Here is a 20127-nt window from a genome sequence, read left to right as displayed (position 1 = left end):
TACCATGAAAGGTTTTTGGTGATATTTTAGATATTGCTTGACTGGCAGGTACTAAAATGAGTAAAATTATTCGTATATACCTTGACTCATGAACGTCGTTTTTTTAGATAGTGGTCAATAATAGTGATGAATAATAAATGAAAGAGTGATGAGATGAACCGCCTTTTGGAAGTGAAGGACTTAACGATATCTTTCAAGACCCGTCAGGGACTAGTGCAGGCCATTCGTGGCGTAAACTTTCATGTCAATAAAGGAGAGACGCTGGCGATTGTCGGTGAATCCGGCTCAGGCAAAAGCGTAACCTCACAAGCTGTTATGAAGCTGATCCCGACCCCTCCAGGTATTTATCAAAAGGGTCAAATTATGTTTGACGGACAAGAGCTGATTAATAAAACGGAAAAGCAGATGCAAAAAATTCGTGGTAAGGAAATTGGCCTGATTTCTCAGGACCCAATGACTTCACTTAACCCGACGATGAAAGTCGGTAAGCAGATCACGGAAGTGCTTTTCAAGCATGAAAAGATATCCAAGGACGCTGCTCGCAAGCGGGGTATTGAGTTGCTGAATCTGGTAGGTATTCCGCATCCTGAACAGCGTTTTAACCAATATCCGCATGAATTTAGTGGCGGTATGCGTCAACGTGTCGTCATTGCGATGGCATTGGCTGCTAATCCGAAACTTCTGATTGCCGATGAGCCGACGACTGCGCTGGACGTAACGATTCAAGCTCAAATTTTGGAACTGATGAAGGATCTTCAGAAAAAGATTGATACTTCTATCATCTTTATTACTCATGACCTCGGTGTTGTGGCGAAAATGGCCGATCGCGTTGCTGTTATGTATGCAGGGCAAATCGTGGAAACAGGTACGGTTAATGAAATTTTCTATAACCCAAAACATCCATATACATGGGGACTCCTTGCTTCCATGCCTAGTTTGGACAGCCATGGTCAGAAGCTGGCTGCCATCCCGGGAACACCACCGGATCTGCTTCACCCACCTGTAGGGGATGCATTTGCAGCCCGCAGTTCTTATGCCATGAAAATTGACTTTGAGAAAGAGCCTCCGCTCTATCAATTGTCTGATACACACTTTGTGAAATCATGGTTGCTTCATCCAGATGCACCTGCAGTTGAGCCACCAGAAGCGGTGAAGGCTAAACTTCGCAAGCTGGATAACGCATTTGAAAAGCCGGTTTTAGTTGAACAATACGGCAGTTAAAGCAATATATAATTTATAAATAAACAGATGATAAATAAAAAAAAGGCTGTTCCTCCGTATGGAATAATATTACGGAGGAACAGCCTTTTTGGTGTAACACCACAGGTTGCATGAGTTTGTGGTGATTTGTATTATACGGTAGCGCTTACAGCTTGCCGGAACCGGCTTGGGAAGTGACCTCTGCCTTCACGCTGGCGGATGGGGAAATTTTATCGTTCAAGGATGGCTTCCAGCCTACAGAGGAGCTAAAACCCGCGCTGGAGCCTGCGTTTACGGCCTGTCCATTCAGAAGTGTGCCAGTATCTGACAAGGCAGTCCCACCAAAAACAGTCACAATTTTGGCTGCGGATAGTCCCGCAACGTCAATGACATTGTTTTCAGCAAAGATTTTGGAGGATTTGCCTGCGCCCCATATATACAGCGTAGGGTATTCAGAGCGTTTTACATCACCTGTATAGTAATTGTTATAGAGATGGACTTGTCCATAACGTACGCGCGGTGTGCGTTGTACTGTATTCTCATAATAATTGTGATGCAGGGTTACACGTAAAGCCCCTTCATCTGCTGTTTTGCTGTCGCTGTTGCCGATAATGGATGTTTTGTCATGATCGTAAAAGTGATTGTATGAAACGGTAACCAGATCACCCTGGTTAATCACATCGAGCAGTCCATCATGATGTTGGTATTCTTGACCGTAGAAGGTGCCGTTTCCGCTATCGGGGTGAGCCCCGTCATTGAACGTATTGTGATCCACCCATACATGCGTAGCTCCGTTAATGGTAATGCTGTCATATTCTGAATTCCAGTTGCCTGTACTGCCGTCAGTTGGGTCCCACTGCGGGAAATAATCGTAGGCATCCTGAAACTCAATATTACGGATAATGACGTTGTCTGTACCCTTTTTCAGTTGGAAGTTTGCACCATTAATGATAGCATTGTTGCCCAGACCGACAATCGTTGTATTGGATGGGATTTCAATAACGATACGACTAGCTTGATTCTTCTGTGATGCCTTACGTGCGTCTTCCAATGTACCAGAAGGAACCTTTTTACCCCATGTAGACGGATCATACGCCTTGAGATACGCATTGAAATCATACTTAGGGTCTTTGTAATCGTTCAATCCTAGCGCTTTATTATTGTCATCGACATTGGCATTGATTGTACCTTTGACATAAATAATTTTAGGTGTAGTGTTGCTGCTTTTGCCTAACGCATCGACAAGTTGTTTGCGGTTCGTTACGGTGAAAGTATTGGAGGAAGTAGCAGTAGCTCCACCTGTCGTGCCTGTAGAAAAGGCGGCCCAACCGTCTTTGCTGCCAAGTGTCTCCTTGCCAATATCGCTTGCTGCATGAGCAGGTGCACCCATAGGAGCCAGAGTAGCGAACAATAACACGGCTGCGATTCCGAGTGAACATCTCTTTTTCATAAAATACCTCCGTATATTGGATAAATGGAGTAGACGAACGAGGGAGTCCCGGGTGCTCCTGTAGTTTCTACATGTTCTATCATACTTTGTGTACCAGTATTTGTTAATATAATAAAAGTTACATACTAAAATTTTTGTCGAATTTTTAAATAATTCAATAGAGACCTTCTTTTTCCAATCAAAATGCATACATATAAATGAAAACGTTAACAATCATAGGAAATGGGAATTGTATATATGATTATATGGAGTTATTTCAGTGAATAAAGATAAAATAGTTTTTCTGATAATGTTAACGATTCCAAGTCAAAAAGTGATGAAAAATGACAGGAGAATTATGGATTTTTGTAGTATCCTCAGGTACAATGCTTGTAATAAAGCTGAGGAGGAATCGGCATCATGGCAGAGGATTTAGCAAATGTATTGAAGTTGTTGAAGCAAAAAGAGTGGGTGGACTTGTCCCATGCCTTTTATCCTGAAATTCCCCATTTTCCGGTTTTCGATAACGTTCAGGTGGATACCTTGTTTACCCACGACGATGGCTTTTTTGTAAAACAATACTGCTTTCCAGGGCAGTATGGAACTCATATTGACGCTCCCGTTCATTTTGTGAAGGGGAAACGTTATTTACATGAGCTTTCGTTGAAGGAACTGGTTTTACCGCTGGTTGTCATTGACCGTTCAGCAGCCGTTGCAGCCAATTCCGACTATGAGCTTACGGTCGCGGATATTCTGGATTTTGAAAAAGAGCACGGACGTATTGCCGAACAGTCCTTTGCCGCCTTTCGCAGTGATTGGAGCAAGCGCTGGCCTAATCCAGATGCCTTCTCGAACAAGGACAATGCCGGAGATGCACACTGCCCAGGCTGGTCGCTGGATGCGCTGCGCTTTTTGGTAGAAGAACGGAATGTTGCTGCTATCGGACATGAAACACTGGATACGGACTCCTCTGTAGCTTATCGAAAAGCGGGCAAACTGGTAGGGGAATATTACATATTGGAGCAGGATCGATATCAAGTTGAGGTGCTGACAAATTTGGACAAGCTGCCTCCGACGGGCGCAATCATTTATAATATCGTTCCGAGCATTCAGGATTCACCCGGTTTTCCGGTGCGCTCCTTTGCTATTTTGCCTTAATCTTGAGCTTAAAAGACCGACTCAGATATCGACATCTGAATCGGTCTTTTTCTAGCATATACGGGGTAGTGTACAGCGTGAATGACCATTCAGTCCGGCTTGGTTCAAAATCATTGAAACGCCTTATGTGATAATCGTTACAGTAGGGGCTGAGATGGTAGGTTGAGTGGTGATAGTAGAGGTTGTACCGCTAAAATCTGCTATTTCTATAACAACCGGGACACCTGGTGTAATATCTACGGAGGCAATGACCAGACTTGCTGTGGAGAGGGTGAATAAGGAGCTCTGCTGAATGACTCCGTTAATATAATAATTAGAAGAATCTGTGGCTGTTAATGCCGGTAAAGCAACCACGGGAGCATCGGCGTCATCTACGAAGCTGGCAGCAGGAACAGTTGTTTCTGTTGCTCCGATCATCCCGGCTGTAATGGTTGCAAAAAAACGGGTAGTTGCTGGGGTTATGGTCGTGGTTATAGCACCCCCCGTTGACACTGGAGCCGTGGCTACTGCTGTAAATACAGGTTTTATGATTGGCATAGTTCTCATCTCCTTTCTTTACTGGTATGTGGTATGAGCCATTCGCTGGCTCTTAATCAATAAATGATTTTTCAACCTATTCGGAAACGGCATATGAACCTTTCTATTAATAATAGGGTAAATGGAGAAGGCCCTATTTTACTGCACAAAAAATGAAAGCGAATACTTGGAATCTGCATATTACAAATGCCTAAGACCCTAATGGGAGATGTGCATACAATACATAAGCATGAGAGGAGGAGGTGTGTACGGCTGGTATGAGGAGACGTGATGCATCACTAAGAAGGCAAGGAAAGAGAACAGTACATTGCAAGATCAACAAACGAAAAAAGTGTAAGCCTAGGTATCCATTCAAAGGTAAAACAAAAACGGGGTTGCATGCCCAAAAGCATCCAAAGCTAATTATTATACAACGTCGCTTCAGAAATACTCCTGCTAAACGGAAGAGGATGGAGCATACAGGAAAGCAAGGTATGCCCTGTTCAGCAGGTCTTCCAGGTGAAGCCGGGGTGCCAGGAACGCCAGGAGTGCCAGGAGTGCCGGGAGTGCCAGGAGTACCAGGAATACAGGGCCCTGCAGGAACACAGGGAGCACCGGGAGTGCCCGGTCCAACTGGAGCTCAAGGTAGTGCAGGCGCAACAGGTGCACCCGGTCCTACCGGAGCACAGGGCGTAACCGGTCCTACTGGAGCCCAAGGTATAACGGGTCCAACCGGTCCGGCACCTGACATCTCCAATATTGAAATTGTCCCTATGGCTGAGCGGTATTTTTATTTTACTCCTGATCCGATTGAATCTTCAGTCACGATTATGGCGGATCAATTTTCTGTAGATGGTGTGCAAGGAGCTTCTCAGAGGTTTCATGTCGGAAGCAATAGTTATGCTAATCTGTATATTAACGGAATGTTACAAGAAAGAACGTTGTTCAGCTTGACACCTTCATCGCTGACGATTCACCTCGGCGAAGGGGAGACAATTTCCTCCGGCACACCTATTATTGTGGAAATTGTTCAATTTAGTGTGCGATACAGTGCATGACATCGCTCGCGATAAATACTTCAAGTGATGGGCATTATTTTAAAACCAAAAATGGTTATAGGGTGCAGGTCCTTCAATACGAACACCGAGTTGTTCGGCTGCCTGTCTGGGCCAGAATGGATTACGCAGCAGTTCCCGGCCTACCGCAACCAGATCCGCCCGACCATTACGCAAAATTTCCTTGGCTTGAGTACCGTGAGTAATCAAGCCTACGGCTGCGGTAGCTATACCAGCAGTCTGACGAAATTCAATGACATCTATTCCAGCTTGCGAAGCCTGTACAGCGGCATCTCTGAAGGCAAGCACAAGATTATGGATTTCTTCTAAAGACAGTGCGGAGGTCGCCCGTTCGCGGTGAGGCAAACCAGAGGCGGATACAGCTGTTTCTTGAGGCAACGAGCCCTTGCGTCCGACATGCCAAAGCTGGAGACCGACTTTAGAGCCTTGGTCATGAATGGCTTGCACCACTTTTTGCAGCGGGGAAATGTGCTCGTCGCTCCATATGCCAAGGCTGCCTGAATCTTTTCCCTGCTGGGTGACTGCATGCACTTCAAGCATGATTAGCCCCACTTGTCCTAGCGCCCGAGCGCCGTAATGCAGCGTATGCCAATCGGTTGCTTTTCCGTCCTCTTTATTTACGGTTCAGAACGCCCGTTTTTATTCGGTTACATATGTATTTTATAGGAATAAAATGAGGCGATACACGTATCATTTAACGTATTCATGACCATTCACTTATAAAAACATGGTATTTTAGGTTTATTACGATGGATTTTAAATTCAAGCATACAGACAGGTTGAAACTGTATAAATATGATTTGCAATTTGGTTAGCAATCACTTACTATAATCCTATGAATAAGAAAACACATGTAGACAGTAAAAAGAAGGATATTCTGCAGGCAGCGATGTGCTTATTTGCAACCAAAGGAATTGATGGGATTTCGGTCAAAGAAATTGCAGAGGCTGCCGGTGTGACAGATGCCGCGATTTATAAGCATTTTAAGAGTAAAGACGCGATGGCCTTGGAGGTATTCGGGCAGTATTGCAATAGCTATACCACCTTAATTGACTTTTATCGCAAGCAGAATGGTAGCTTCGTCAGTCGTTTCCATCAACTGGTGGATGAAGTGCTGAATATGCATGATGAGGACCAGTATGGATTGCTTTTACTATCACAGCATCATGAGCTGTATGTTGAAGCAAGCCATAGCCAGAATGTGCGTCAGCCGCTGGAGGCGTTGACTGAATTCATCGAACAGGGGATTCAACAAGGTGAACTGCCGAAGCAGGATGTTCAGCTATCCGGTGTGCTCATCATTGGAGCCATTACACGCTTGTCCGTGTCCAGCCTGGAAGGGGAACTTCCACAGCAACTGGCTCCATTGGCAGCAGAGGTCAAACAACGTTTAACTGCTTTATTAAGTAAAGGTCAGTAATGACCTTTTCTTTTTAAATATAAAGTTAGTGTTTTCTAACTAAAGTCATAATATGAAGGTAGGAAGTGGCTTATATGTCTAAAAAAATATTGGTGATTCAAGGGAATCCGGTCGCTGGCAGTTATGGTGAAGCGCTGGCTCAATCCTATGTAAAAGGAGCGAAGGCTGCAGGAGCAGAGGTTCGTTTGTTGCAGCTATCCGCGTTGGACTTTAATCCAAATCTATTAGGTGGATATCGTAATAAATTGCCGTTGGAACCTGATTTGATCCAAGCACAGGAGTCGATTAAATGGGCAGAACATCTCGTTTTTGTCTTTCCAATCTGGTGGGGCAGCTTGCCTGCATTAATGAAAGGATTCATTGACCGTACCTTTATGCCGGGGTTTGCGTTTAAGTATCAAAAAGGAAAACCCCTGCCTGACAAGCTTCTAAAAGGAAGAACAGCCCGCCTCATTACAACGATGGACGGTCCGCACTGGTACTATCGATTTTTCCAGGGACAGCCTGGGCATCGGATGATGAAGGATTCCACACTACATTTATGCGGTGTCAAGCCAGTGCGTTCTACGACCATTGATCTTATGAATAAGAGGACAGAGCAACAGCGTAACGAATGGCTGAGCAAGGTTGAGCAGCTAGGACGAAGCATGAGCTAGGTTTTCGCCATCTCAATAGCAAACACGCTGATCCATTAACATATAGAGGACATTCGGAAAATTACATTCTAAGAGGATAGAAATGAGGCACAGAAAAATGGAACCAATCATAAATCATGAATGGGATCTAGATGAAAAAGAAGCGGTGAAATTACAGCAGGAGTTATCTTTAAAAGTTACAAAAGAAGATCGATTCCCTGAAATTCAATATGTTGCTGGGGTAGACGTGGCATACAGTGAACAAAGTGATCTCTTAGTTGCGGCCATCGTGATTTTAGATGCTAGCTCATTACAAGTAGTGGAATCCATAGTGGTTGAAGATGCTGTCCATTTTCCCTACATCCCCGGATTGTTTTCATTCAGGGAGCTGCCGCCTATAGTAAAAGCATTGAAGCAAATCAAGACCTCTCCCCAGCTGGTGGTCTGCGATGGACAAGGAATTGCCCATCCTAGACGATTCGGATTAGCCAGTCATTTAGGTGTTATATTTGATATTCCTACAATTGGATGTGGTAAAACGAGGCTATGGGGTGAATTCGAAGAGCCATCTCGAGAACGAGGGGCATGTTCGTTATTAATGGATCATGAGGAGATTATCGGCGGGGCGTTAAGAACCCAGGACAACATTAAACCTTTGTTTGTATCTGTAGGGCATCGTATTTCATTAGAAACGGCCTGCAACTGGATATTAAAGCTTTGTCCACAATATCGCTTACCTGAGACCACTCGACAAGCTGATCAGCTTGTGAGAAAAGCTTTATCACAAATAAACCAGGGGAGTATCTGATCATAATCGCTCTACATAAGGAAAAACACCACAGTGGAGCAACTAGCTCGCATTGTGGTGTTTGGAATAGCTCATGTTTTGCAATCAACGTTATATAAATATCGATGCAACGATTAAAATAAATCCGATCGCTAGACCGGCAGGGCCCCAAGAATGCATAGGGATAATAACTCCGACACAATGAACACAAAAGCCATCGGCAGCCGGGAATCTATGGAGTCAAGCCCAAGAGCGGATACTAAACTGCCGACAATAACAAATTTTCACGTCCAACATATGTATTTATCGGTTAAAAGAGAGATTTAGTTTACAATATGACCCATTCAATGGGGAATTTACAAGGTGTAAAACTGGAAAATAAAAAAAGCCGTTTCTCCACCTTTTCGTAGTCCCAGCACAAGCTGGACTGAAGGAGGAAAAATCGGCTTTTTTAATAATCGGATTGAAGTCCTGTGCCTATTCGGCTGCTGCTTTCGCTTGCTCCGCTACGAAAACAACAGGCTTCATAATCCGGCTCAGCATATCCTGCTTTGGACGATTCCAGGTAACCCAGTCATCCAGCAGCAGACCGCCTGTGTCGCCGCTATTCGGATTCAGGGACCAATACGTAAAGTACAGGTTGTTGGCACCAATATAGTCTACGAGTGCATTTTGCCATTTACCCTCAGGGGAAGACGAATCGACATTGCGACCGCCGAATTCACCAACCAGCACTGGAGCTATGTTTTGCTTACTGATGTAGCCCCAGGTTTGATCCCAGATTGCTGGCAGGTTGGACGGGAAGGTCGAGTCGTTGAACCATGGCTGCGAAGACACACCAGGACCATAGTCATGTGGTGAATATACGACACGGTTCGGCACGTCCAGTACGATAATTAGCCACACCTGTCAGGTTGCCGCCCCACCAATATTGGCTGTTGTTGCCTTGTACATTATGGTCCACACCTTCTACGAGAATCAGCCAATTTGGATTCACGGACAGAATGGCATTCCCTGCACGCTGCGCCGCGAGACGCCAGTCTGTGGAGACATCGCCTGTTCCCCAGCTTGCCTGACCGTGTGGCTCGTTGTGTAAATCTGCACCGATGACGGTAGGATTGTTTTTATAACGTTCAGCTAACATCTTCCAGTCGCTGATCCAGCGGGACTCAGGATACTGAGAGGTATACCATAGCTCGGATTGTCCACCTGAGCCTGGGCGGTGACGGTCAAGGATAATCTGAATACCGCGTTGTCCAGCTTTTTCGATCAGCTTGTCCATAATTTGAATCGGAGTCAATCCGACCAGATCAGGATTTTTGTAGTAATCAATACTGTCAGCACGGGAGCTGGAATCAAATAACTGATTGCTGTAAGGCAGACGGATGAGATTATAGCCTTCCTTTTTCACCTGATCCAGCATGTCGTCCATTGAGCGGCTCCACAGTCCATGCAAGGTGTAATTAGGGGTTTCCAGACCGAACCAGTTCAGACCGTTAAATGCGGCCTCTTTCCCGGATTCATCTACAATCTTGTTTCCTTGGGTGTGATAATATCCTTTCACGCTGGCTGCATCTGCCGAAGGTGGAGTGTACCCATACAGTGTGAGGCCCATGACGAGGGAGGCAATGACGAAAAATGTTTTTTTGAACCCTTTTTTCTTCATGATTCTTGCTTCCTCCTTTATATAAATGATATTGTAACCGATTACATTTTCATTTTATGTTCAAATCTTCCATCAGACAAGTTCATAAAATTTGTATATTTTTAAGATTTTGTTCGAAATTATTAGATTTGCAACAAGGTATATTTAGGTTAGGAGTCCAGCATTTATGGGGTAGGGGTATGGGGTGAAGGCACGTTTCAACTCATATTTATTATATTTTCCTCCTGTAAAAGAAGGTATATAATAAAGGAAATTCACATTACATACAGGTTGCAGAGTACAGATATAGTGAAAATGAGCACATGCCTAATACGCAAATATAGAAAGGGGGGGAATCATGGTAACAACGATGAAAGAAGTCGCAGAACGTGCAGGGGTGTCGAAGAGCACAGTTTCGCAGTTTCTGAATAAAAGATACAACTATATGAGTGAAAGCACCAAGAAGAAGATTGAGCAAGCGATTGAGGAGCTCAGTTATATTCCCAATGAGGTGGCGCGCAGTCTCAAGCAAAAGAAGACTTTTATTGTGGGGGTTATTTCTTCAACTATTTTGTCGAGATTTACAACAGAGATTGTGCGCGCGATTGAAGATGAATGCCAACTGGAAAATGTCCAGGTCATTGTCTGCAATACCGATGATAATTCCCTCAAAGAGAAAAAGTACGTCCAGTCGATGATTGCTCGGCAAGTGGATGGACTTATTATTTTTCCTACAGAAGAGAACAAAAAATTATATGTTTCCCTTGTCAAAAGTGGCTATCCGTTCGTGTTTGTGGACCGAAAAATCGATGAAATCAGCGTAGACACGGTGCTGTTGAATAATGAAAAAGCTAGCGAGCTTGCGATTGAAGCGCTGATTGAGCATGGTCACAAAAACATTGGCATCATCACGTTCCCTCTAGGCAAAAAAGCGATTACTACACGAAGTGAGCGGCTGTCCGGCTATAGGAATACACTCGGCAAATATGATATATCCGTGCATGAAAACTATATCAAAAGCGGCAGGCTGGATGAAATGCCTGATCTTATTAGACAACTATTTCATATGGAGAACCCGCCTACCGCAATCCTTGCTACGAATGACATGATTTTGGAGCAGGTGCTGATCTATGCCAAAAATAATCATCTGACCATACCCAACGATTTTTCCTTGATTGGGATAGATGATGTATCCTTTGCATCTTTTTATAATCCGCCGATCACTACCGTTTCCCAGCCGAGTTTTGAAATGGGGAAAAGAAGTGCGAGGCTACTGCTCGATAAAATCGATCAAAAAGAGCAGGAGCAGCCTTCAGAAATCATCCGTTTGAATCCGGTCATTAACCACAGAGAATCTGTCCAAAAGTTAAACTGAATAGTTGGAATAAGTATTTTTTCTTTTTGAAAACGTTTTTATGGATTCTATTGTAAAAAGAAAATAAAGAGCTATAATGATCTTATGATTCGAGTCATGAATACCCTTTCATGTATGTATGTTGCTGAGTGTAGTGATGACTGTAACTTAAAAGAGGGGAGGAGTGAACCCTAAACGGAAATTTATGATTTAACTTGTACTAAAATTCACAAAAGGCAGTTCTACTTCTTTTTACATTCCCGGAAGGGAAATTTTTTTCAAGCATTACTAAATCGATTTAGTAAGAATGAAAAATATGATAAAAGAAGGTCGGAGATCACTATGGAAATGTTTATGAGCATTATCAGGGAGCCATCCATCATTATTGCGATTGTGACATTACTCGGTCTCGTATTCCAGAGGAAGAAAGTATCCGAGATCATAACGGGAACCACCCTTTCTTTCATGGGCTTCACCATGATCAAGGTCGGCGGCGGAATTTTAGGAGGCGTGCTCACAAACTTCAGCCAAATATTTTCTTTTGCGTTCAACCTTAAAGGTGTCGTACCAAGTAATGAAGCTATCATGGCACTGACCATTGATCAGATCGGGGCGGATGCTGCACTCATTTTACTCTTTTCCATGATCCTTAACATCGTGCTTGCGCGCCTGACCAAGTTCAAGTACATTTATTTGTCTCTTCACTTGATTCTGTTCATGAGCTTTGCCGCTACAGCCGTTATGAAAGGTCTGGGTCTCAGTTCGCTGACTACAATCATCGTTGGTTCTTTGGTCATTGGGAGCTACATGGCGGTGTTTCCTTACCTGCTCCGGAATGCCAGCAAAAATATTATTAAATCGGATGAATATACAATTGCTCATGCTTCCATGACTTCTTACATTCTCGGTACCTATCTAGGAAAAGTTTTGGGCAATCGTGAACATGACACCGAAAATGTAAAAATAAATGACCGCATCAGTTTTTTGCGTGATCCCAATGTGGCAACAACCTTGACGATGCTGGTGCTTTTGTTGGTATCTGGACTGGTTGCTGGTTCTGAATATGTCAGCAAATTATCTAACGGCAAAGAATACCTCGTCTTTATCCTCGAACAATCAGCCACTTTTGCTGCTGGCTTGTATATCGCAAAAGCAGGTGTTAAGCTGTTCACGACTGAAATTGTACCCGCTTTCAAGGGGTTCTCCCAAGTGTTCGCACCTGGAGCAGTTCCTGGGGTGGATGTTCTGGTACTGTTCGACAAATCACCCAATTCCGCGTTGGTAGGCTTCTTGGTCAGCTTTTTCACAGGTGTGGCCTGCGTTTTTGTTTTCCCGCTTATCGGACTGCCTGTTATTGTACCGGGGATCATGGCCTGTTTTCTCGCTGGCGGTGCAGCCGCGATATTTGGCAATTCCAGCGGTGGTTTTAGAGGGGCAGTCATTTCCAGTTGTCTTAATGGATTCTTGCTCTGTCTGCTGCCGGCTCTCACCTTGCCGTTCTTTTCTTTTTTGGGTGCCGACGGAGTGACATTCGCCGATCCCGACTTTACAACCCTATCCGGATTACTTTGGCTTATTTTCCGCTGGTTTTAAACTAAATCGATTTATGAATCTTTAAAATAACTCATCTAAATAAATTGGGTTCTAAATAAGGAGGAATGATTCATGTTTTTTAATGACCAAGATATTCAAATGGATACAGTAGACAGTAATACGACCCGGAAAGTGCTGGCCCACAGTGACCAGCTTATGTATGTCAAAGTGATGTTTGCTAAAGCCCAAACTGGGGAGATCCTGTTGCATAAGCATGCCCATGAACAAGTCACTTATGTTTTGAAGGGAAGCTTTAAGTTCATGATCGATAATGGGCAAACCAAGGAAGTGCAGACTGTTAAAGAAGGAGACAGCATCCATTTTCCATCCGACACTCTTCATGGCTGTATCCCGCTGGAGGATGACGGAATTTTGCTAGATGCATTTACACCAGCACGTGCCGATTTTCTATAAATTTTCTTACTAAAATAGATATTATCGAGCATGCCGAATATAAAAAAACTGTACCAACGCAGGTTTTCAGTTGTTAATCTGCACCAGTGAGCCTGAGGCGGAGCCTTGGGTTCTTTTTTGTTCGTATTATTGGCTGCAGCTCCAATACACTTCATAATGATCTTTTTTAGTAGAAGACCTGCAAGTATGTTATATTTAACAAACGGCAATCGTGATAAACAGCAGTGTAGTGATTTTTAGAAAAGGATGAGATTATTTTGGAAAACAACGAAACTCAGCAGGAATTTGCAGAAGTATATGAGCAGCTTAAGGTGGCTGCAAACCGAACCTCCGATTGGAAAGCGCGTCTAGCTGCGGTGAATGATCTGGGTGCATGGAAGAACCAGCAGACGATTGACTTGCTGACGCACCGAATGAATAATGATATGGTATATGCTGTTCAGGAAGCCGCTTACCACAAGCTTCAGGAATGGGGAGAAAACGTACAGCCGCCTGTGCGCAAAGAGGGTGAGCTTGTTAAGGGGTTGACGAAGATTCTGGTGCGGATTAAAAAAAGCCTGCCAGCCGACCATACCTATAACGATTTTCGCGAGAAGCTGCATAAGATGAGAGTTGATATTTATGACGCATATGAAGGCGACAAGGGTGCTGAATTTGATCAGTGGCTGGAGCAAAAATGGGCTTCGTTATCCACAAGATAATGTCTGAACCCTGTCATTGAATGTAATGCTGAGAATTATTATTGGTTATGCAAACGAAGTCTTAACAAGGATAAGGTGTTATCTTTGTTAAGGCTTTTTTAATATACATCGTTATTACGTGTTATTATCAAACGTAGTGATTCCAAAGAGTGCTGGTCGTTTTCATTAATCTCTGCTAAAAAGATGCCAACAAAGGGGAACGATGCGCTAGAATAGAAAATAGAAAGCGCTATCATTATCAACTTTTCTGCAATGATTCAGGGGGAGAAGGCTTATGCGTTCAAGGTTCCAACCATTAAACACATTGCGTAATCAGATTTTTATCGGCTTTATATTGGTGATGCTCATTATGATGAGTGTGGCGGGGGCGTTCATTTACCTCAATGTCTCTGACCTGTTAAAAGACAGCGCCGAGCGGCATATTGGTCAGACCGCAGTACAAGCAAGTGGCAGACTGGATGCATTAATCGGCCAGATGGACAGCCTGACAGAACAAGTGGCGAATCATCCATCTGTTCAGCATATTTTGCTGGAAGAGCGCAATGGAGGCAAGGTGACTTTCGGACAGCGTCAATCGCTACTGCAAGTGATGCATAGCTATCAGGCTTATATGCCGAGCGTCGGCTCGCTGGAGCTGTATACCGCCGAAGGGAAGATGTTGTTTCCAATTAGAGAAGGCAGTCTGGAGGACCGTATCGGACAGGCGGACATTCGGGAAGCAAATGAGATGAAAGGCAGGCTGGTCTGGATCGGCATAGATCCTGAAAACCCCCAGTCGCTGCTGGCGATTCGGCAGGTGAGCCTGGTGGATCGCTGGTTTTCACGCGGAGGATATCTGATTACCCGCATGGACCGAAGTTATTTTGGGCTAAATGGTACGTCAGCGACCAATGAAGAAGCAAATGAAACCATGCTGCTTGTAGATCGTGGAGGCGAGCTGCTATCGGGTGAGCCTATGAATCAGACTAATTTGTTAGATGTATTGCACAGCAAGACACAGACGGTTCATATTGGAGAGCGCGAGTATGTGAAGGCAGTTCAGCAATCGGAACGGACCGGCTGGTCACTGCTGATTCTGATTCCGGTTAGCGTCGTCACAGACGGAATTACGGTTTTACGGACGACACTTATTATTTCGGCGTCTCTTGGTGCCGTATTGTTCCTGTTCATGTCTTTTATGCTGTCAACATTGATTACCAGACCGATAGGTCAATTGATTCAGGCCATGCGTCGTTCACGGGAAGGGGCATTGGCCCTGAATCCAGAACCGGCAGCAGCGGTTGAACTACGGGAATTAAATGCAGAGTACAACACGATGATTGTCGATATCAATGAATTGATCCATGTCATTTGCGAGAAGGAGGCTTTACAAAGTCAGACCGAGCTTAAAGCACTGCAAGCGCAGATCAACCCGCATTTTCTTTTTAATACGCTAGATGCATTCAATTGGTCGCTGCAAGAAAAAGGAGAGGAGGAGCTTGCCGGGCTGATGGTGTCCATGTCGCGGCTGTTTCGTTATGTGATCGAACCGGCTCACCATGACTCTTGGGTGACACTTGGGGAAGAAATAGCACAAGCCCGTCGTTATCTGGAACTGATGGAGATGCGTCTGGGCGAACGTCTGAGCTGGCAAATTCATATGCCACCAGGGGCAGCAAGAATTCCACTTCCTAAGCTGCTGATCCAGCCCATTCTAGAAAATGCAATTTTACACGGTGTCGAAAATCGCATCGGCAATGGCCGTGTTGAAATTCGAATCACTCCTTCGGCGAGGTTGGGTTGGACTAGGATCGAGGTTGTAGATAACGGACCTGGAATGACACAGGAGGAACTTGCAGCTGTGCGTACAGCGTTGATCGAGGGATCTGCCTGTCAGAGCAAGGGAACCGGTATGGGACTGGTTAATGTGCAGCGCAGGCTTGCTCTCTATTATGACAGTGCATCTTATCCAACGGACGGCGTGCTGATCTACAGTGCTGTGCAGGAAGGAACGGTGGTCGCTTTTGAAATTCCTGATGAATACGGGGGGCGGTAGGAATGAGTTTTTCATCCAAGACCATTGTTATTGTGGACGATGAACAAAGAACACGTCAGGGGATACATCAGACACTGGAGCAGTGGACCGCCGGGAAATACCGGATTATGACATCGGGGAATGGCCTGGAGGCATTACATATGCTGCAAGCGGAGAAGGTGCATCTGCTGATTACAGATGTCCGGTTGCCGGAATTCAGCGGGCTGGACTTAATCCGTTCTCTGGAACGGGATTCACATCGCCCGGCGATCATTGTGATCTCGGGATATGCGGAGTTTGATTATGTCCAGCAGGCGCTTCGTCTCGGAGCCGTTAATTATTTGCTCAAGCCGATTGATAAGCAGGAGCTGCTGAATGCGGTAAATGAAGCACTTCAACTGGAAGAGGAACGGCAGCGGTATAAGAAGCTGGACAAGCTGGCTGACCCTGTTCTGCTAGAGCTTGACCTCCAAGCGACTACGCTTAGCGATCCGGTACGGCGAGCCTTCACCTTTATGGCAGAGCATCTTCACGAACCCATTACGATGGCGCAGACTGCAGCGCATTCACACCTGAATGCCAGCTATTTTAGTGTTTTATTTAAGGAGCAAAGTGGTTTGTCCTTCAGCGAATATCTGCACAGGATACGGATACAACGGGCTAAGGAGCTGCTGCTGCATACCCAGTTGACGATTGCCCAAATCGGTGAGCGCTCAGGCTACCGGACAGATAAATATTTTATTAAAGTATTCAAAGCGACCGAGGGGGTAAGTCCCAGCCGCTATAGACAGCAGATGCGTAAAGGACCAGAGAATATCGACTGACATATAGGCTGCTCACAACCCAATAAAAGTGGAATTATACCCAATGAGCGTACCCTGTTGGAAGCAGAAATAGAGTGCTAAACTTACAAATGATAACGGTTACAAAAAATATAATTACAATAACGGAGGTCTAACGATGTCCAACGAGTATTCAGTTCGTAAGCGCTCACATCGAAAATGGGTTGCTGGGTTGACCCTGCTGCTGTCATTCATGCTAGTGCTGTCCGGTTGTGGTGTTGGTAAGGATGGGCAAGGCGGTTCCAGTGGAGCTGGGGGCAAGGTTACTCTCAAAATGATGCACTTATGGCCAGAGGGAAGCTCGGCACAGCAAAGCAAGCTTGTAACTCAGATTATAGATCAATACCAAAAGGATCATCCGAATGTCGTCATTCAGCAGGAAGTGCTGGAAAATGAACAATACAAAAACAAACTCAAAGTGCTGTCAGCTTCCAACGAATTGCCAGATATCGGCATCACTTGGGCCGCCGGTTTCATGGAGCCTTACGTTAAAGGTGGATTATTTACGCCGATGGATGACCTGCTGCAAGGTTCCAAGCTGAAGGACAAATTCGTACCGGGAACGACCGATGCCTATGCGCTGGATGGTAAAACGTATGCGCTTCCGATCGAATTGAACATAACACCCATTTATTACAATAAAGCCATATTCCAAAAATACAACTTGAAGGTACCTGCGACATTTGATGAATTTAAGCAGGTGGTGAAAACACTTGTAGATCATGGAGTTGCACCGATTGCATTGGGCAATAAAGACCGCTGGACGGGTTCGCTTTGGTACATGTATCTGGCAGACCGTATAGCAGGTAGCGAAACGCTGAAAAAAGCAATTGACGGCTCAGGATCATTCGATGACCCTGGTTTAATTCAGGCGGCCTCCGAAATTCAGACGCTGGTGGATATGAACGCCTTTAACAAAGGATTTAACGGCTTGTCCAATGATGAAGGAAAATCCGAGTTTATGAACGACAAAGCGGCGATGTATTTGATGGCTACTTGGGAGTTGCCGAATTTTACGACTAATCCCGAAATCCCGCAAGCGTTTAAAGATCAAGTCGGCTTCTTTAAATTCCCGATGGTTGCAGGCGGCAAGGGCAACGAGAACAGTTGGGTAGGAGGTCCGGGAGTAGGTTTGTTCGTTTCGGAAAATTCCAAAGTAAAAGAAGAAGCCAAAGCGTTCGTGGAATACTTCGTAGAAAAATGGGGAGAGCAATCGGTCACACAGGCGGGCGTTATTCCAGCGACGAAAGTGGACACCTCCAAAGAAAAATTGCCCAAGCTGTATGTCGATCTCCTGAATGGGCTGAACCAAGCCAGCAACATTACATTGTTCGCTGATGTACAAATGAAGCCGAATGCAGCGCAGGTACATTTGAATATGATTCAGGCGTTGTTTGGTAAAGCGGTGACACCGCAACAATTTGCCGACCAGCATAAGGCTGCCATCGAGAAAGGAAATTGAAATTGACCACCTAAGGAGGTCTGACCGTGGAAAAGGTCATGTCCAATAAGCTCGTCATTGCTCTCTATGTGTTGCCTTCCCTGCTGCTGTTATTTGCCGTGATTTATGTGCCCATCGTACTGACCGGCTATTACGGCCTGAATCAGTGGAATGGAATCGGCCCTATGACTTTCGTAGGGCTGGATAACTATCAACATTTGTTCACAGACGCGGCATTCTGGCAAAGTGCTTGGCATTCGCTGCTGCTGGCCTTGTTTTCAGGCATCAGTCTGATCGGTTATCTGGTCGTTGCGATGATTCTGTCAGGAAAAATCAAGGGAGCGAATCTGCTGCGGAAAATTTATTTAATTCCCATGCTGCTGTCCTCTGTAGCAATCGCTCAATTGTGGCTCAAAATGTATCACCCGACCAACGGAGTGCTGAATTCTCTGCTGGCATCGGTCGGAGTTCACAATCCGCCCGAGTGGTTGGCTAATCCGTCTCTGGTGCTGCTTGCCTTATTCATTCCGATTATTTGGCAATATGCAGGCTTTTATATCCTGATCTATTATGCCGGGCTGAAAAACATTCCCGAAACGCTGATGGAAGCTGCACGGATCGACGGAGCCAGTGCCTGGCAGATTGCGACTCGTATCAAATTGCCTCTGCTGCGCGAGGTAATTAACGTGACGATCATATTGTCCATTGTCGGCTCGCTCAAATATTTTGACCTGATCTACGTCATGACGGACGGTGGGCCAAACGGAGCCAGTGAAGTGATGGCTTCGTACATGTACCACCAGGCGTTCCGCAGCTTCGATTTCGGATATGGCAGCGCTACAGCCTTTGCCCTGCTGCTCATCTGCCTGATTGCTACGTGGGTGATTCGTAAGGTGACCGCTACTAGTGATACCATCCAGTATTCATAGGACATTCATGAAATTAGATCATGGGTAACAAAGGACAGGAAGAGGGAGGAACGGATATGAAAACCCAGGCAGCCGCCAACTATCCGCTTGGAGTCGCTACCCGCGGCAAACTGTTAACTCGGGTCGGTTATGCCGCTTTGTATATACTGTTGATCATCTTGGCGGTGACGCAGCTTTTACCATTGGTATGGCTGATGCTTTTCTCGCTTAAAAATAATCAGGAAGTGTTTAACCTTCCACCGTTCGCGTTCCCGTCTCAGCCGCATTGGGAAAACTATATGAATGTGTGGACCAGTGGCAATATCGGGCGGTATTTCTTCAATAGTGTATGGATTACGGTTATATCCGTGGCGCTGACCGTGCTGCTCGCCAGTTTTGTAACGTTTGCCATTACACGGATGCGTTGGAAAGGAAGCCAACTGGTCCTCGGGCTCTTTATGGTCGGACTCATGATTCCGGTCCATTCCACCTTGATCCCGTTGTTCAGTATGTTTCTCAAACTGCATCTAACAGATACTTCAGTATCCATCATCCTGTCGTATGTCGCTTTTAATCTGCCAACAACGATGATGATCTTGCTGGGATTTTATTACGCCCTGCCCCGTGAAGTGGAAGAAGCGGCCGTTATGGACGGCTGCTCCGTCAACCGGATGTTCTTCCGGATTGTGCTGCCCATGACCACCCCCGTCATGGCAACGACGTCTATTATTAATATGATCTACAACTGGAATGAGTTTATTTTCGTGAATACGTTCATCAGCTCCGACGAAAATAAAACACTGACCGTCGGCGTTCAGAACTTTATCGGACAATATACGACCGATTGGGGAGCGATCGGAGCCACGTTGATGATCAGCATTTTGCCCATTTTGCTCGTGTTCCTCATTATGAGTGACCGGATTGTGGAAGGAATCGCAGCCGGGTCGGTTAAAGGGTAAAGCAAATTCCCCTGATTAGAAGAGCGCCCCCTAGT

At 45.2% G+C, this 20127-nt stretch carries 18 protein-coding genes and 1 pseudogene; 15 read left to right on the top strand and 4 right to left on the bottom strand.

From position 1 onward, the window contains the following. The first annotated feature begins 153 nt into the window (after positions 1-153). Positions 154-1221: an ABC transporter ATP-binding protein gene (locus tag G9G57_RS05250; RefSeq protein ID WP_016821906.1), complete on the top strand. Its 1068-nt coding sequence runs from the start codon at positions 154-156 to the stop codon at positions 1219-1221. Between the two features lie 145 nt (positions 1222-1366). Here the strand turns inward: G9G57_RS05250 and G9G57_RS05245 are convergent, their stop codons facing one another. Beyond that, positions 1367-2650 (bottom strand): pectate lyase family protein, encoded by a 1284-nt coding sequence (locus G9G57_RS05245; protein WP_107734626.1) that lies wholly within the window; start codon positions 2648-2650, stop codon positions 1367-1369. A gap of 399 nt (positions 2651-3049) precedes the next feature. On the opposite strand from G9G57_RS05245, the gene G9G57_RS05240 reads away from it, so the two are divergent. Further along, the gene (locus G9G57_RS05240; protein WP_017426786.1) at positions 3050-3787 is read left to right on the top strand and encodes a cyclase family protein; all 738 of its coding nucleotides are present in this window, start codon (positions 3050-3052) and stop codon (positions 3785-3787) included. Positions 3788-3910: 123 nt separating this feature from the next. On the opposite strand, the gene G9G57_RS05235 is transcribed toward G9G57_RS05240, so the two are convergent. Continuing rightward, positions 3911-4324 (bottom strand): DUF4183 domain-containing protein, encoded by a 414-nt coding sequence (locus tag G9G57_RS05235; RefSeq protein ID WP_017426787.1) that lies wholly within the window; start codon positions 4322-4324, stop codon positions 3911-3913. Between the two features lie 449 nt (positions 4325-4773). Between G9G57_RS05235 and G9G57_RS26180 the strand changes: the two genes are divergently transcribed. Further along, positions 4774-5361 carry a DUF4183 domain-containing protein gene (locus G9G57_RS26180; protein ID WP_107734628.1) on the top strand — a complete coding sequence of 196 codons (588 nt, stop codon included), beginning with the start codon at positions 4774-4776 and terminating at the stop codon, positions 5359-5361. Positions 5362-5400: 39 nt separating this feature from the next. On the opposite strand, the gene G9G57_RS05225 is transcribed toward G9G57_RS26180, so the two are convergent. Then, positions 5401-5961: an oxidoreductase gene (locus G9G57_RS05225; RefSeq protein ID WP_107734630.1), complete on the bottom strand. Its 561-nt coding sequence runs from the start codon at positions 5959-5961 to the stop codon at positions 5401-5403. A 253-nt stretch (positions 5962-6214) separates the two neighbouring features. On the opposite strand from G9G57_RS05225, the gene G9G57_RS05220 reads away from it, so the two are divergent. The 3 genes from G9G57_RS05220 (at position 6215) to nfi (ending at position 8242) form a co-directional block, all read left to right on the top strand. Further along, complete coding sequence (locus tag G9G57_RS05220; RefSeq protein ID WP_107734633.1) at positions 6215-6799, top strand: TetR/AcrR family transcriptional regulator; 585 nt, start codon at positions 6215-6217, stop codon at positions 6797-6799. Between the two features lie 74 nt (positions 6800-6873). Then, the gene (locus tag G9G57_RS05215) at positions 6874-7455 is read left to right on the top strand and encodes an NAD(P)H-dependent oxidoreductase (RefSeq protein WP_164964605.1); all 582 of its coding nucleotides are present in this window, start codon (positions 6874-6876) and stop codon (positions 7453-7455) included. Positions 7456-7537: 82 nt separating this feature from the next. Then, positions 7538-8242: a deoxyribonuclease V gene (gene nfi / locus G9G57_RS05210; protein WP_164964604.1), complete on the top strand. Its 705-nt coding sequence runs from the start codon at positions 7538-7540 to the stop codon at positions 8240-8242. A gap of 456 nt (positions 8243-8698) precedes the next feature. Here the strand turns inward: nfi and G9G57_RS26170 are convergent. Continuing rightward, a pseudogene (locus tag G9G57_RS26170) lies at positions 8699-9887 on the bottom strand (glycoside hydrolase family 5 protein). 337 nt (positions 9888-10224) lie between these two features. Here G9G57_RS26170 and G9G57_RS05200 point away from each other — a divergent pair. The 9 genes from G9G57_RS05200 to G9G57_RS05160 all read left to right on the top strand — a co-directional run bounded on the left by G9G57_RS05200 (position 10225) and on the right by G9G57_RS05160 (position 20092). Beyond that, positions 10225-11241, top strand: a complete 1017-nt coding sequence (locus tag G9G57_RS05200) for a substrate-binding domain-containing protein (protein WP_031462008.1) — start codon at positions 10225-10227, stop codon at positions 11239-11241. Positions 11242-11568: 327 nt separating this feature from the next. Beyond that, the gene (locus tag G9G57_RS05195) at positions 11569-12813 is read left to right on the top strand and encodes a PTS ascorbate transporter subunit IIC (RefSeq protein WP_238799258.1); all 1245 of its coding nucleotides are present in this window, start codon (positions 11569-11571) and stop codon (positions 12811-12813) included. Positions 12814-12885: 72 nt separating this feature from the next. Next, positions 12886-13227, top strand: a complete 342-nt coding sequence (locus tag G9G57_RS05190; protein ID WP_040103134.1) for a cupin domain-containing protein — start codon at positions 12886-12888, stop codon at positions 13225-13227. 257 nt (positions 13228-13484) lie between these two features. Continuing rightward, positions 13485-13928, top strand: a complete 444-nt coding sequence (locus G9G57_RS05185; RefSeq protein ID WP_016821892.1) for a HEAT repeat domain-containing protein — start codon at positions 13485-13487, stop codon at positions 13926-13928. Positions 13929-14202: 274 nt separating this feature from the next. Continuing rightward, entirely contained in the window at positions 14203-15963 is a 1761-nt protein-coding gene (locus G9G57_RS05180; RefSeq protein WP_164964603.1) for a cache domain-containing sensor histidine kinase, read from the top strand. A 2-nt stretch (positions 15964-15965) separates the two neighbouring features. Beyond that, on the top strand, positions 15966-16766 hold the full coding sequence (locus tag G9G57_RS05175) for a response regulator (protein WP_064961950.1): 801 nt from the start codon (positions 15966-15968) through the stop codon (positions 16764-16766). A 136-nt stretch (positions 16767-16902) separates the two neighbouring features. Further along, positions 16903-18246, top strand: coding sequence for an extracellular solute-binding protein (locus G9G57_RS05170; RefSeq protein ID WP_013372489.1), 1344 nt, complete (start codon positions 16903-16905; stop codon positions 18244-18246). A gap of 26 nt (positions 18247-18272) precedes the next feature. After that, positions 18273-19154, top strand: coding sequence for a carbohydrate ABC transporter permease (locus tag G9G57_RS05165; protein WP_164964602.1), 882 nt, complete (start codon positions 18273-18275; stop codon positions 19152-19154). Between the two features lie 56 nt (positions 19155-19210). Continuing rightward, positions 19211-20092 carry a carbohydrate ABC transporter permease gene (locus G9G57_RS05160; RefSeq protein ID WP_103042547.1) on the top strand — a complete coding sequence of 294 codons (882 nt, stop codon included), beginning with the start codon at positions 19211-19213 and terminating at the stop codon, positions 20090-20092. The last annotated feature ends 35 nt before the right edge of the window (positions 20093-20127 follow it).

The sequence above is a fragment of the Paenibacillus sp. EKM211P genome, assembly GCF_011066175.1.
GTDB classification, from domain to species: Bacteria; Bacillota; Bacilli; order Paenibacillales; family Paenibacillaceae; genus Paenibacillus; species Paenibacillus polymyxa.
The sequence above is the reverse complement of the archived record's forward strand: the minus strand, read 5'-3'. Positions and strand labels throughout refer to the sequence as shown.